Origin of the sequence: Neisseria sp. DTU_2020_1000833_1_SI_GRL_NUU_006, assembly GCA_032388755.1 — a bacterium.
GTDB classification, from domain to species: Bacteria; Pseudomonadota; Gammaproteobacteria; order Burkholderiales; family Neisseriaceae; genus Neisseria; species Neisseria sicca_C.
This window is the reverse complement of record CP135593.1, coordinates 1,931,838-1,943,962: the sequence shown is the minus strand read 5'-3', so window position 1 is coordinate 1,943,962 and position 12,125 is coordinate 1,931,838. Positions and strand designations below refer to the sequence as shown.

Annotated in this window: 13 protein-coding genes; all 13 read left to right on the top strand. The window is 52.3% G+C overall.

The window, feature by feature from the left end; genetic code table 11:
* Positions 1-50: 50 nt before the first annotated feature.
* Positions 51-965 (top strand): D-alanine--D-alanine ligase, encoded by a 915-nt coding sequence (locus tag RSJ68_09515; protein WNU96664.1) that lies wholly within the window; start codon positions 51-53, stop codon positions 963-965.
* Positions 955-1,680, top strand: coding sequence for a cell division protein FtsQ/DivIB (locus tag RSJ68_09510; protein WNU96663.1), 726 nt, complete (start codon positions 955-957; stop codon positions 1,678-1,680). Before RSJ68_09515 ends, RSJ68_09510 begins: the two co-directional genes overlap by 11 nt.
* An 80-nt stretch (positions 1,681-1,760) precedes the next feature.
* Complete coding sequence (ftsA, locus tag RSJ68_09505) at positions 1,761-3,005, top strand: cell division protein FtsA (protein WNU96662.1); 1,245 nt, start codon at positions 1,761-1,763, stop codon at positions 3,003-3,005.
* Between the two features lie 228 nt (positions 3,006-3,233).
* Positions 3,234-4,427: a cell division protein FtsZ gene (gene ftsZ / locus RSJ68_09500; protein ID WNU96661.1), complete on the top strand. Its 1,194-nt coding sequence runs from the start codon at positions 3,234-3,236 to the stop codon at positions 4,425-4,427.
* A gap of 289 nt (positions 4,428-4,716) precedes the next feature.
* Complete coding sequence (locus RSJ68_09495) at positions 4,717-5,172, top strand: four-helix bundle copper-binding protein (GenBank protein ID WNU96660.1); 456 nt, start codon at positions 4,717-4,719, stop codon at positions 5,170-5,172.
* 413 nt (positions 5,173-5,585) lie between these two features.
* Positions 5,586-6,386, top strand: coding sequence for an ABC transporter ATP-binding protein (locus RSJ68_09490; GenBank protein ID WNU96659.1), 801 nt, complete (start codon positions 5,586-5,588; stop codon positions 6,384-6,386).
* 136 nt (positions 6,387-6,522) lie between these two features.
* The gene (gene mlaE, locus RSJ68_09485; protein WNU96658.1) at positions 6,523-7,299 is read left to right on the top strand and encodes a lipid asymmetry maintenance ABC transporter permease subunit MlaE; all 777 of its coding nucleotides are present in this window, start codon (positions 6,523-6,525) and stop codon (positions 7,297-7,299) included.
* Positions 7,300-7,349: 50 nt separating this feature from the next.
* A complete protein-coding gene (gene mlaD / locus RSJ68_09480; protein ID WNU96657.1) occupies positions 7,350-7,847 on the top strand; it encodes an outer membrane lipid asymmetry maintenance protein MlaD in 498 nt (165 codons plus the stop codon).
* Positions 7,848-7,883: 36 nt separating this feature from the next.
* Positions 7,884-8,474 (top strand): phospholipid-binding protein MlaC, encoded by a 591-nt coding sequence (locus RSJ68_09475; protein WNU96656.1) that lies wholly within the window; start codon positions 7,884-7,886, stop codon positions 8,472-8,474.
* Between the two features lie 98 nt (positions 8,475-8,572).
* On the top strand, positions 8,573-8,851 hold the full coding sequence (locus RSJ68_09470) for a lipid asymmetry maintenance protein MlaB (protein ID WNU96655.1): 279 nt from the start codon (positions 8,573-8,575) through the stop codon (positions 8,849-8,851).
* Entirely contained in the window at positions 8,848-9,648 is an 801-nt protein-coding gene (locus tag RSJ68_09465) for an MlaA family lipoprotein (GenBank protein WNU96654.1), read from the top strand. Before RSJ68_09470 ends, RSJ68_09465 begins: the two co-directional genes overlap by 4 nt.
* Before the next feature lie 58 nt (positions 9,649-9,706).
* Complete coding sequence (lpxB, locus tag RSJ68_09460; GenBank protein ID WNU96653.1) at positions 9,707-10,858, top strand: lipid-A-disaccharide synthase; 1,152 nt, start codon at positions 9,707-9,709, stop codon at positions 10,856-10,858.
* 641 nt (positions 10,859-11,499) lie between these two features.
* On the top strand, positions 11,500-12,090 hold the full coding sequence (gene rnhB, locus RSJ68_09455) for a ribonuclease HII (protein ID WNU96652.1): 591 nt from the start codon (positions 11,500-11,502) through the stop codon (positions 12,088-12,090).
* The last annotated feature ends 35 nt before the right edge of the window (positions 12,091-12,125 follow it).

Genomic DNA, 12,125 nt, shown 5'->3' with positions numbered 1-12,125 from the left:
TTCAGACGACCTGTATCAAACAAAGAAGCAATCAAGAAAGAACAAAAACAATGCAGAATTTTGGCAAAGTAGCCGTATTGATGGGCGGCTTTTCCAGTGAACGCGAAATTTCGCTGGATAGCGGTGCCGCCATTTTGAATGCCTTAAAAAGCAAAGGCGTAGACGCACACGCCTTCGATCCTAAAGAAACGCCCTTGGCGGAATTGAAAACCCAAGGTTTCCAAACTGCTTTCAATATCCTCCACGGTACTTACGGCGAAGACGGTGCCGTTCAGGGCGCGTTGGAATTGTTGGGCATTCCTTATACCGGCAGCGGTGTCGCCGCTTCTGCCATCGGCATGGACAAATACCGCTGCAAACTGATTTGGCAAGCTTTGGGGCTGCCCGTTCCCGAGTTTGCCGTTTTGCACGAAGATTCCGATTTCGATGCCGTCGAACAACAACTCGGCTTGCCTATGTTTGTTAAACCGGCAGCCGAAGGCAGCAGCGTCGGTGTTGTGAAAGTGAAAGAAAAAGGTCGTCTGAAAAGCGTTTACGAAGAATTGAAACACCTTCAAGGTGAAATCATCGCCGAGCGATTTATCGGCGGCGGCGAATATTCCTGCCCCGTCTTGAACGGCAAAGGCCTGCCCAGCATACACATCATCCCCGCGACCGAGTTTTACGACTACGAAGCCAAATACAACCGCGACGACACTGTTTATCAATGTCCGTCCGAAGACTTGAGTGAGGCTGAAGAAAACCTGATGCGCTCTCTGGCAGTCCGCGGGGCGCAGGCAATCGGGGCAGATGGGTGCGTGCGCGTCGATTTCCTCAAAGATACCGACGGTAAGCTGTACCTCTTGGAAATCAACACGCTGCCCGGCATGACGAGCCACAGTTTAGTACCGAAATCTGCCGCCCATACCGGCGTGGATTTTGCCGATTTATGCATTGAAATTCTGAAAACCGCACATGTGGGATGACGCAAGCGCATTGGGTCGGCTGACCCGCTGGCTGTTGCTGCTGATGGCATTGCTGCTCATCGGCACCTGCATAGCCTGGCTATACAACTCCAATCATTTTCCCGTCAAACAAGTGTCCATACAGGGCAAGCTGACCTATTCGGACGGGAAAGCACTTCAGCGCGCCGCTCAACAGCACACGCACAGCAATATTTTCCGTGCCGATTTGGACGGTATTCAGGCGGCCTTTCAAAAGCTGCCGTGGGTGGATTCCGCCATGGTGCGCCGCCGCTTCCCCGATACTGTCGAAATCCATTTGACCGAGCGCGTGCCTGTCGCGCATTGGCGCAGCGGCGGTTTGGTCGATTCCAAAGGCAATGTGTTTGACGCCCAGCTCAAAGCCAAGCTGCCAATCTTTGAAGGACAGCCGGGTACGGGCAAAGACATGGTCAAACACTACGAAGAATTTTCCGGCATCCTCCGCCGGCAAAATCTGGCGATTAAAGAACTGATTTATACGCCGCGCTCCGCCTGGTTGGTGGTCTTGGACAATGGGATTACCGTCAGACTGGGAAGAGAGAACGAAATCAAACGCCTACAGCTTTTCGCCGAAATTTGGCCGACGCTGTTGCGTAAAAATCAAAATCGGTTATCCTACGTTGATATGCGGTATAAAGACGGATTTTCCGTGCGTTACACATCAGAGATGCCGTCTGAAAATGTTTCAGACAACTAAAGCCAAGCAAACGGCGTGAAGCAAACTATTGCCAATACAGACAAATAGTTATAACTCCAGCGAAATAACGAGCAAATATAATGGAACAACAAGGTAAATATATCAGTGCCCTCGACATCGGCACATCCAAAGTCATCGCCCTGATTGGCGAAGTACAAGACGACAACGAAATCCACATCGTCGGACTCGGACAGGCACCGTCTCGCGGCCTTAAAGCAGGTATGGTAACCAACATTGACGCGACGGCCCAAGCCATTCAGCAGGCAGTCAATGAAGCCGAATTGATGGCGGACACCAAAATCAGCCACGTTACGACCGGTATCGCGGGTAACCATATCCGCAGCTTGAATTCGCAAGGGGTTGTCAAAATCAAAGACGGCGAAGTTTCGCAAGCCGACATCGACCGCGCCATCGAAACCGCCAAAGCCATCAACATCCCGCCGGATCACAATATCCTGCATACCGTGGTGCAAGAGTACATCATCGACAACCAGCCCGGTGTCAAAGAGCCTATCGGTATGAGCGGCGTCCGTCTCGATACCCGCGTGCATATTATTACCGGTGCCAATACCGCCCTGCAAAACATCCAAAAATGTATCCATCGTTGCGGTCTGCAAATGGACCAAATCATGCTTCAGCCTTTGGCGAGCGGTCAGGCTGTTTTGACCGAAGACGAAAAAGATTTGGGCGTGTGCGTCATCGACATCGGCGGCGGTACGACCGATATTGCCGTTTATACCAACGGCGCCATCCGCCATACTGCCGTGATTCCCGTAGCGGGCGATTTGATTACCAAAGACTTGGCACAAGCACTGCGCACCCCGCACAGCGCTGCCGAATACATCAAAATCCACTACGGCGTAGCGATTCCCGATATGGACGGCTTGGACGAAATGGTCGAAGTTCCCAGCGTCGGCGACCGCCAACCCCGCCAGATTTCCCGCCGCGTTTTGGCAAGCGTCATCGGTCCTCGCGTCGAAGAAATCCTAGAGTTGACCCTTAACGAATTGCGTCGTTCCGGCTTCCCTGAAGAAGTGCTCACATCAGGTATCGTTCTGACCGGCGGCGCATCTATGCTGACCGGCATCGTTGAGCTTGCCGAAGAAGTATTCGCCTTGCCTGCACGCATCGGCGTACCTCAAGAAATGGGCGGCGTATCCGAACGCATCCGCAATCCGCGCTATTCAACCGCCATCGGTCTTTTGCAGGCGGCAAGGGGAGAGGAAGACGGCGCACCGGTGACCGGCGCTATCGTAGTTCATGACCAGGCTGAAAAAATCAGTTTGTGGGCAAGATTGATGAAATTCGTTAAAGACAATTTCTGATTGTTCCGTTACTTGCTTACAGGGAAAATGAGTTGCTGTCGGGTCGGAATGAAACTACTTGCAACAATTAAGAACCTGTATGCTTTCGTTAAAAAATGTAGTAAAAAAATAACGGTAATGGTGAATGAATAAGAAGTATTTTGCCAGTGTCTGAAGACTTCTTATATAATACGGATAATATCTAATTTTTGGACCGTCCTCGATGCAGGGCGCGCAGGAGTCATTTGAATGGAATTTGTTTACGACGTAGCTGAATCAGCCGCAAGCCCTGCGGTCATTAAAGTAATCGGCTTGGGTGGCGGCGGTTGCAACGCTATCAATAACATGATTGCCAACATCATCCAAGGTGTTGAATTTATTAGTGCCAATACTGATGCGCAATCTTTAGGTAAAAATAATGCGGCCAAACGCATCCAATTGGGTACTAATCTGACCCGTGGTTTGGGTGCGGGTGCCAATCCTGAAATCGGCCGTGCTGCGGCACAAGAAGATCGCGAAGCCATCGAAGATGCTATTCGCGGCGCGAATATGTTGTTCATCACCACCGGTATGGGTGGCGGTACCGGTACCGGTGCGGCTCCTGTGGTTGCCGAGATTGCCAAAGAAATGGGTATCCTGACCGTTGCGGTCGTTACCCGTCCGTTCGGCTACGAAGGCAAACGCGTACATATTGCCCAAGAAGGTTTGGAGCAGCTCAAAGGTCAGGTCGATTCATTGATTATCATCCCGAACGACAAACTGATGACTGCATTGGGCGAAGACGTGACCATGCGTGAAGCGTTCCGTGCGGCGGACAACGTCCTGCGCGATGCGGTGGCCGGTATTTCCGAAGTGGTTACCCGTCCCGGTTTCATTAACCTTGACTTCGCCGACGTTAAAAACGTAATGGGCATCAAAGGTATCGCTATGATGGGTTCCGGTTTTGCTCAAGGCATCGACCGCGCCCGTTTGGCAACCGAACAAGCGATTTCCAGCCCGTTGCTGGATAATGTGACTCTGGATGGCGCACGCGGCGTATTGGTGAACATCACTACCGCTCCGGATTGCCTGAAAATGTCCGAATACCGTGAAATCATGAAAGTGGTTAACGAGAATGCGCATCCTGAAGCAGAATGCAAATACGGTACTGCCGAAGACGACAATATGGGCGAAGACGCTATCCGTGTAACCATTATTGCGACCGGTCTGAAAGAAAACGGCAGTGAAAACCAAATGCGTGCGGCAGTCCGTACACAAAAATTGGTTAGCGGAAATGCCGAAGCCGTTCAGTCTGCGCAAGCTGGTAATGTGGATGGCTTGGTTCGTACCAACAGAGGCATCCGCTCAATGAATTTGACTGCCGCAGATTTCAGTAATCAATCTGTTTTGGACGATTTTGAAATTCCGGCTATTTTACGTCGTCAAAATAATTCGGACAAATAATTTATTCTATTAAAAAAGCCTGCCACATCGTTGGCAGGTTTTTTTATAGTTTGGAATATATGGAGGCTTCACTTTTTTATACTTCATTAAGTATATTTTCGACTTTCGATTTATTGTCTGTCGAACCGTTGAATGATAGGATTGCGGCGGTAAGTGTAGTTCAATCGCTCAAAATTTCATAAACGGCTGATTTCAGACGACATCAATGATGAGCAGAAAGCTGCTGTCTTCGATTTTAGCGATTCGTTATGTTTCACTTCATATCAATGATTACATAAGGAAATACAGTATGAACCGTCGTCAATTCTTGGGTGGTACAGCCGTTTCTTTGGCAGCCGCCGCCTCATTCGCCCGCGCCCACGGACATCATGACCATAAAGGCCATTCCCACGCTGCCCCTGCTGCTGCGTCCAAAACCTATGAAGCAGCCAGAAAAGCGGCTGCCCACTGTGTTGAAGCAGGTCAAATCTGTTTGGCACACTGCATCAGACTGCTGAGCCAAGGCGATACTTCCATGAAAGATTGCGCAACAGGTGTCAACCAAATGCTGGCATTGTGCGGCGCGCTGCAAAACCTTGCCGCCCAAAACTCTCCGCTGACCCCATCTTTGGCAAAAGTCTGTGTTGAGGCGTGCAAACAATGTGCCGCAGCGTGCAAACAACACGCAGGCCACCACGCAGAATGTAAACAATGCTATGAGTCTTGCCTTGCCTGCATCAAAGAGTGCGAAAAAATCGCTGCTTAATTGACGCGGCCAATAACCGGTCTGCCTGTGAAACAAGCTTTGTTTTGCAGGCAGACCGGTTTGTTTTAAATGGGAGGACTTTCACAAATTTATTTGAAATGTAAGTTTTGTTTGTAGAATGTTGTGTCTTTGCCTACAAAATCTTGCCATAAATTTAAAATTTCACGCGCCGGCGAAAAACGGTATGTTTAGGATTATTAAGTTCTGTAACGCGCCCCGTTCTGAAATGAAGACAACAGGTTGCAAGACTTCAATCTTAACCATTCCAATGGTCTTAAAATTTCTGCCAAACACATGATTTTCACGCTTCTTAACAGACGTTTTCTTGATAAGGTCGTCTGAAAATTGCCCGACACCTTGATAAGCTTTACAATGCAAGTAATTAAAATACATCCCGCCTTATCTTCCCTTTCATGAGTTCCGTACCCTTCATCGAAATGAAAGACGTTGCCTTCGCGTATGGCGACCGTCCGATTCTGAACAATATCAATTTCAGCATTCCCCAAGGAAACTTTGCCGCCGTGATGGGCGGTTCGGGCAGCGGCAAAACCACGCTGATGCGGCTGATTACAGGTCAGATTCATCCTCAGTCGGGTAAGGTTTTGATTGAAGGACGTGATTTGGCGGGCTTTTCGGCTGACGAATTGTACGAACACCGCCGCCGCATGGGCGTGTTGTTCCAGCATGGCGCGCTGTTTACCGATTTGTCTGTATTCGACAATATCGCTTTTCCGATGCGCGAACTGACGCGCCTGCCGGAAGCGGTTATCCGCGATTTGGTTTTGTTGAAATTGAACGCAGTCGGTCTGCGCGGCGTGGAAAACCTGATGCCGTCCGAACTCTCCGGCGGGATGTCGCGCCGCGTCGCACTTGCCCGCACGATTGCGCTCGACCCTGAAATCATGTTGTACGACGAGCCGTTTACCGGTCTTGATCCGATTTCCTTGGGCGTGATTGCCCACTTGATCAGCCGCGTCAACAAGGCTTTGCGTTCGACCAGTATTATGGTGACGCACGACATTGAAAAATCTTTGGAAATCGTCGATCAAGTGATTTTCTTGGCACACGGCGAAATTATGTTCTCCGGCTCGCCGCAGGAAATGCGCGAACTGGATTCGCCTTGGGTGCGCCAGTTTGTCGGCGGCTTGGCAGACGGCCCCGTTGCATACCGCTATCCCGCGCAAACGTCGTTGCAACAAGATTTGCTTGGGTAGTTTTCAGACGACCTCGGTTTGCAGACGTCGTCTGAAACGTTTGAACCGTTGTTGCCTGAAGCCGAAATCATTTTTCAGACGACCCATCATCATCCTAAAAGGTCGTCTGAAACCCGTTAATCCGTAATGGAAACCTATGAATTTTATCCGTTCCGTCGGGGCGAAAACCCTCGGCTTTATTCAATCCCTCGGCAGTATTACGCTGTTTCTGCTGAACATTCTGGCGAAATCCGGTACGGCTTTCGTCCGTCCGCGCCTGAGCGTGCGCCAAGTGTATTTTGCCGGCGTGCTGTCGGTGTTGATTGTTGCCGTTTCAGGGCTGTTCGTCGGCATGGTTTTGGGGTTGCAGGGCTATACGCAGTTGTCGAAATTCAAATCCGCCGATATTTTGGGCTATATGGTTGCGGCTTCGCTGTTGCGCGAACTGGGTCCGGTGTTGGCGGCGATTCTGTTTGCCAGCAGCGCGGGCGGTGCGATGACCAGCGAAATCGGTTTGATGAAAACGACCGAACAGCTCGAAGCGATGAACGTGATGGCGGTCAACCCTGTCGCCCGCGTGGTTGCGCCGCGCTTTTGGGCGGGCGTGTTTTCCATGCCGCTTTTGGCTTCGATTTTCAACGTGGCAGGGATTTACGGCGCGTATTTGGTCGGCGTAACTTGGCTGGGTTTGGACAGCGGCATTTTCTGGTCTCAGATGCAAAACAACATCACGATCCATTACGATGTAATCAACGGTCTGATTAAATCCGCCGCGTTCGGCGTGGCGGTAACGCTGATTGCCGTGCATCAGGGCTTCCACTGCGTCCCGACCTCGGAAGGTATTTTACGCGCCAGCACGCGTACGGTGGTTTCGTCCGCCCTGACGATTTTGGCGATTGACTTTGTGTTGACCGCATTGATGTTTACGGATTGACAGGTCGTCTGAAAACGAAACAAAGAACATTGGATATTCAAGGAACTTTAATGAAAAAAAATGTATTGGAATTTTGGGTCGGACTGTTTGTCCTGCTCGGCGTGGCAGCGGTCGGCTTTCTCGCTTTCCGCGTGGCGGGCGGCGCGGCATTCGGCAATTCCGGCAAGACTTATACCGTATATGCCGATTTCAGCGACATCGGCGGCCTGAAAGCCAACGCGCCGATCAAATCCGCGGGCGTATTGGTCGGACGCGTCGGTTCCATCGAGCTTGACCCGAAATCCTATCAGGCGAAAGTCCGCCTCGATTTGGACAGCAAATATCAGTTCAGCAGCGACGTTTCCGCGCAAATCCTGACTTCCGGCCTGTTGGGCGAACAATATATCGGCCTGCAACAAGGCGGCGACACGGAGCCCCTCACTGCGGGCGATACCATTTCCGTTACCAGCTCCGCCATGGTTCTGGAAAACCTGATCGGTAAATTCATGACCAGCTTCGCCGAGAAAAACGCGGCGGGCGGCAACGATGCAGCAAAAACCACCGAATAAACGTACACCATCATATTGATACTAGGACACTTAATCATGAAAAAAACCTCTTTCATCAGCGCACTGAGCATCGGCATCTTGAGCATCAGCATGGCGGTTGCCGCCCCTGCCGACGCAGTGAACCAAATCCGTCAAAACGCCACTCAAGTATTGAGCATCTTAAAAAGCGGCGATGCCAACACCGCCCGCCACAAAGCCGAAGCCTACGCGATTCCCTATTTCGATTTCCAACGCATGACCGCGCTGGCAGTCGGCAACCCTTGGCGTACCGCGTCTGACGCGCAAAAACAAGCGTTGACCAAAGAATTTCAAACCCTGCTGATCCGCACCTACTCCGGCACTATGTTGAAATTCAAAAACGCCAGCGTCAACGTCAAAGACAACCCCGTTGTCAATAAAGGCGGCAAAGAAATCATCGTCCGCGCCGAAGTCAGCGTACCCGGTCAAAAACCCGTCAACATGGACTTTACCACCTACCAAAGCGGCAATAAATACCGCGCCTACAACGTCGCCATCGAAGGCGCAAGCTTGGTAACCGTGTACCGCAACCAATTCGGCGAAACCATCAAAGCCAAAGGCGTGGACGGACTGATTGCCGAACTGAAAGCCAAAAACGGCAGCAAATAATGCAAAGATAAGTCATGCCGTCCGTTTTCAGACGACATGGCTTTCGCACACAATAACCTTCAGGTTTTATCATCCAAGATTAAGTTGACAAGACAGCCATGCAAACCGAACTTCGCGACGGCACGTTGCACATCAGCGGCGACATTACCGTCAAAACCTTGACCGCCGACGCCTTTACCCGCTTCAGGCAGCAATGTCGTCTGAAAGACACCCGCGCGGTCGATTTGAGCGGCGTCGGACGCGCTGATTCCGCCTGCGTGTCCCTGCTGCTTGACGCACTGCGCCGTCCGGACGGAAAAATCACCCTGCAAGGCATACCCGAATCCGTGCGTACCCTGTCCGAGCTTTACGAAATCAAAGACTGGTTAAACCCATGAAAAAAACCACCGCTTCACTCCTACTCCTCATCGGCATGGCCTCAACCCCCGCATTTGCCGAAACCAATCCCGCCGACCCCTACGAAGGCTACAACCGCGCCGTATTCAAATTCAACGACAAGGCCGACCAATACGTCCTCGCCCCCGTCGCACGCGGCTACCGCAAAATAACGCCCAAGCCCGTCCGCACCGGCGTGAGCAACTTCTTCAACAACCTGCGCGATGTCGTCAGCTTCGGCAGCAATGTTCTGCGCCTTGACGTCAAACGCGCCAGCGAAGACCTCGTCCGCGTCGGCATCAACACCACCTTCGGCCTTGGCGGTTTAATCGACGTAGCCGGTGCAGGCGGCGTACCCAGCAATAAAAACACCCTCGGCGACACCTTCGCCTCATGGGGCTGGAAAAACAGCAACTACTTCGTTGTCCCCCTGTTCGGCCCATCTACCGTACGCGATACCATTGGCAACGCCGTTACCACCGTCTACCCAGTTAAAAACGCCGTCTTCCACACCAGAGCAGGACGCTGGGGCACAATCGGCCTGCAGGCCATCAACACCCGTAAAGAACTGCTCGACCTGACCGACAGCCTCGAAGGCGCAGCCATCGACAAATACAGCTACACCCGCGACCTCTACATGAAAGTGCGCAGCCGCCAAACCGGCGGAACATTACCGCAAGGCGAGGACGACAATATCGACATCGACGAATTGGTGGACAGCGATGCACCCGGGGCAACCGATTTTGCCGAACCTTCCGCGCAATCCGCTGCCGAATTTGAGCCGATTCCTGCCGAATAATCTCCATAAGGTCGTCTGAAAACCTTTTCAGACGACCTCAATCTATTTTCCTGTAACGATGATGAACCATTCCCCACTTATCGCCATCAGCGTCGGCGAAGCATCCGGCGACCTGCTCGGCGCGCACCTTATCCGCGCCATCAAACAACGCCGCCCTGATGCGAAATTTATCGGTATCGGCGGCGAACGCATGAAGGCGGAAGGATTTGAGAGCCTGTACGACCAGGAAAAACTGGCGGTGCGCGGCTTTGTCGAAGTGGTCAAACGCCTGCCTGAAATCCTGAAAATCCGCAAAGGGCTGGTGAACGACCTTATCCGCATCAAACCTGATGTCTTTGTCGGCATCGACGCGCCCGATTTCAATCTGGGTGTGGCGGAAAAACTCAAAAAGGCGGGCATCCCCACCGTCCATTATGTCAGCCCATCGGTGTGGGCGTGGCGGCGCGAACGGGTAAATAAAATCGTGCATCAGGTCAACCGCGTGCTGTGTCTGTTCCCAATGGAGCCGCAGCTTTACCTTGATGCGGGCGGCAGAGCCGAGTTTGTCGGTCATCCGATGGCGCAAACCATGCCGCTGGACGACGACCGTGCCGCCGCGCGCGCCAAGTTGGGCGTGGCCGACGAAGCTGTCGTGCTCGCCTTGCTGCCGGGCAGCCGTGTCAGCGAAATCGACTATATGGCTCCTTTGTTTTTTCAGACGGCCTTATTGCTGCTCAAACGCTATTCGCAGGCGCAATTCCTGCTCCCCGCCGCCACTGCCGCCACACGCAGGCGCATCGGTGAAATTCTGGCGCAGCCCGAATTTTCCGCCATTCCCGTTACCATCACCGAAAAACAGTCCGATACCGTCTGCACCGCCGCCGATGTCGTGTTGGTAACCAGCGGTACCGCCACCCTCGAAGTCGCCTTGTGCAAACGGCCGATGGTCATCAGCTACAAAATTTCGCCGCTGACCTATTTTTATGTGAAACGTAAAGTCAAAGTGTCGCATGTCGGCCTGCCCAATATCCTGTTGGACAAAGTCGCCGTGCCGGAACTTTTGCAACACGATGCCGAACCGGAAAAACTCGCCGCCGCCGTTGCCTATTGGTACGACCACCCCGAAGCCGCTGCTGCACTGAAACAGGATTTCCGCGAACTGCATTTGCTGTTGAAGAAAGATACCGATGCATTGGCGGCTGAAGCCGTTTTATCCGAAGCAGGCTTTTAGCGAAACCCATTGCGCCCGTTTCTTCTACGCTTTCAGACGACCCCTGATACTTATTGCCCGATAAAGAGTATGCCCGACCTGTGGGATGAATCTGATGGTTTTGCAGTAAATTCAAATCAGAAAATCACGCGCCGTTACTTCCGCGCAGGTGGGAATCCAGAAGTTTGAAATGATGACAATCTTTAAATAGTTCTGAAAAGTTGAGGACAGGGTTCCCGCCTGTGCGGGAATGACGGCGGGCGATAGGTGCCGTATCAAAAATGAAGTGAATCGGCTATATGGCTTGTCTGTCCGACCGAAACTGACAGGCCCATTTTTGTAGCGTGGGCTTTGCCCACGAAAACCGTTTCACAGCATAAAACAGGGTAGGGCGGACTTTGATTCCATGCAAAACTGTCGCTGCTCCTGTGCAGATAAAAATAATGGCAGTAAACCCGACATTATAGTGGATTAAATTTAAATCAGGACAAGGCGACGAAGCCGCAGACAGTACAGATAGTACGGCAAGGCGAGGTAACGCCGTCCTGGTTTCAAGTTAATCCACTATCTTTTTATTTGAGCCCGCCATATCATTCAAAAGGCCGTCTGAAATCCTTTTCAGACGACCTCTCCCGTTAACCGAACCTTATCACTGAAACGCTATGTCTCCCATCCTCCTTGCAGGCGTGGACGAAGCAGGACGCGGGCCGCTGGTCGGCAGCGTGTTCGCCGCCGCCGTCATCCTGCCCGAACGTTACGACCTGCACGGCCTGACCGATTCGAAAAAACTCAGCGAGAAGAAGCGCGATGCTTTGGCGCTGTTGATCAAAGAACAAGCCGTTTCGTGGAGCGTCGCCTCCGCGTCGCCCGAAGAAATCGCCGAACTCAACATCCTGCACGCTACCATGCTGGCGATGACCCGCGCTGTCCAGGGTTTGGCGGTCGTGCCGGATAAGGTATTGATAGACGGCAACCGCGTTCCGAAAGATTTGGGTGTTTCCGCCGAAGCCGTCGTCAAGGGCGACAGCAAAATCATCGAAATCTCCGCCGCCTCCGTCCTCGCCAAAACCGCGCGCGATGCCGAAATGTACGCGCTTGCCGAACGTTATCCGCAATACGGTTTCGACAAACACAAAGGCTACGGCACGGCGCAACACCTCGCCGCCCTGCAAAAATACGGCGTGCTGCCCGAACACCGCTGCGATTTCGCACCCGTGAAGGCGTTGCTGGCGCAGGGCAGGTTGTTTGAGTGAGGGCAGAATGGCTTAAAGGTCGTCTGAAACGCTTT

What these genes read in the sequence shown, in the direction of transcription:
- RSJ68_09515 (WNU96664.1), top strand. Translation starts at nt 51, where the DNA reads ATGCAGAATTTTGGCAAAGTAGCCGTATTGATGGGCGGCTTTTCCAGT.
- RSJ68_09495 (WNU96660.1), top strand. Translation starts at nt 4,717, where the DNA reads ATGAACCGTCGTCAATTCTTGGGTGGTACAGCCGTTTCTTTGGCAGCC.
- mlaE (WNU96658.1), top strand. Translation starts at nt 6,523, where the DNA reads ATGAATTTTATCCGTTCCGTCGGGGCGAAAACCCTCGGCTTTATTCAA.
- RSJ68_09465 (WNU96654.1), top strand. Translation starts at nt 8,848, where the DNA reads ATGAAAAAAACCACCGCTTCACTCCTACTCCTCATCGGCATGGCCTCA.
- mlaD (WNU96657.1), top strand. Translation starts at nt 7,350, where the DNA reads ATGAAAAAAAATGTATTGGAATTTTGGGTCGGACTGTTTGTCCTGCTC.
- rnhB (WNU96652.1), top strand. Translation starts at nt 11,500, where the DNA reads ATGTCTCCCATCCTCCTTGCAGGCGTGGACGAAGCAGGACGCGGGCCG.
- RSJ68_09470 (WNU96655.1), top strand. Translation starts at nt 8,573, where the DNA reads ATGCAAACCGAACTTCGCGACGGCACGTTGCACATCAGCGGCGACATT.
- RSJ68_09490 (WNU96659.1), top strand. Translation starts at nt 5,586, where the DNA reads ATGAGTTCCGTACCCTTCATCGAAATGAAAGACGTTGCCTTCGCGTAT.
- RSJ68_09475 (WNU96656.1), top strand. Translation starts at nt 7,884, where the DNA reads ATGAAAAAAACCTCTTTCATCAGCGCACTGAGCATCGGCATCTTGAGC.
- RSJ68_09510 (WNU96663.1), top strand. Translation starts at nt 955, where the DNA reads ATGTGGGATGACGCAAGCGCATTGGGTCGGCTGACCCGCTGGCTGTTG.
- ftsZ (WNU96661.1), top strand. Translation starts at nt 3,234, where the DNA reads ATGGAATTTGTTTACGACGTAGCTGAATCAGCCGCAAGCCCTGCGGTC.
- ftsA (WNU96662.1), top strand. Translation starts at nt 1,761, where the DNA reads ATGGAACAACAAGGTAAATATATCAGTGCCCTCGACATCGGCACATCC.
- lpxB (WNU96653.1), top strand. Translation starts at nt 9,707, where the DNA reads ATGATGAACCATTCCCCACTTATCGCCATCAGCGTCGGCGAAGCATCC.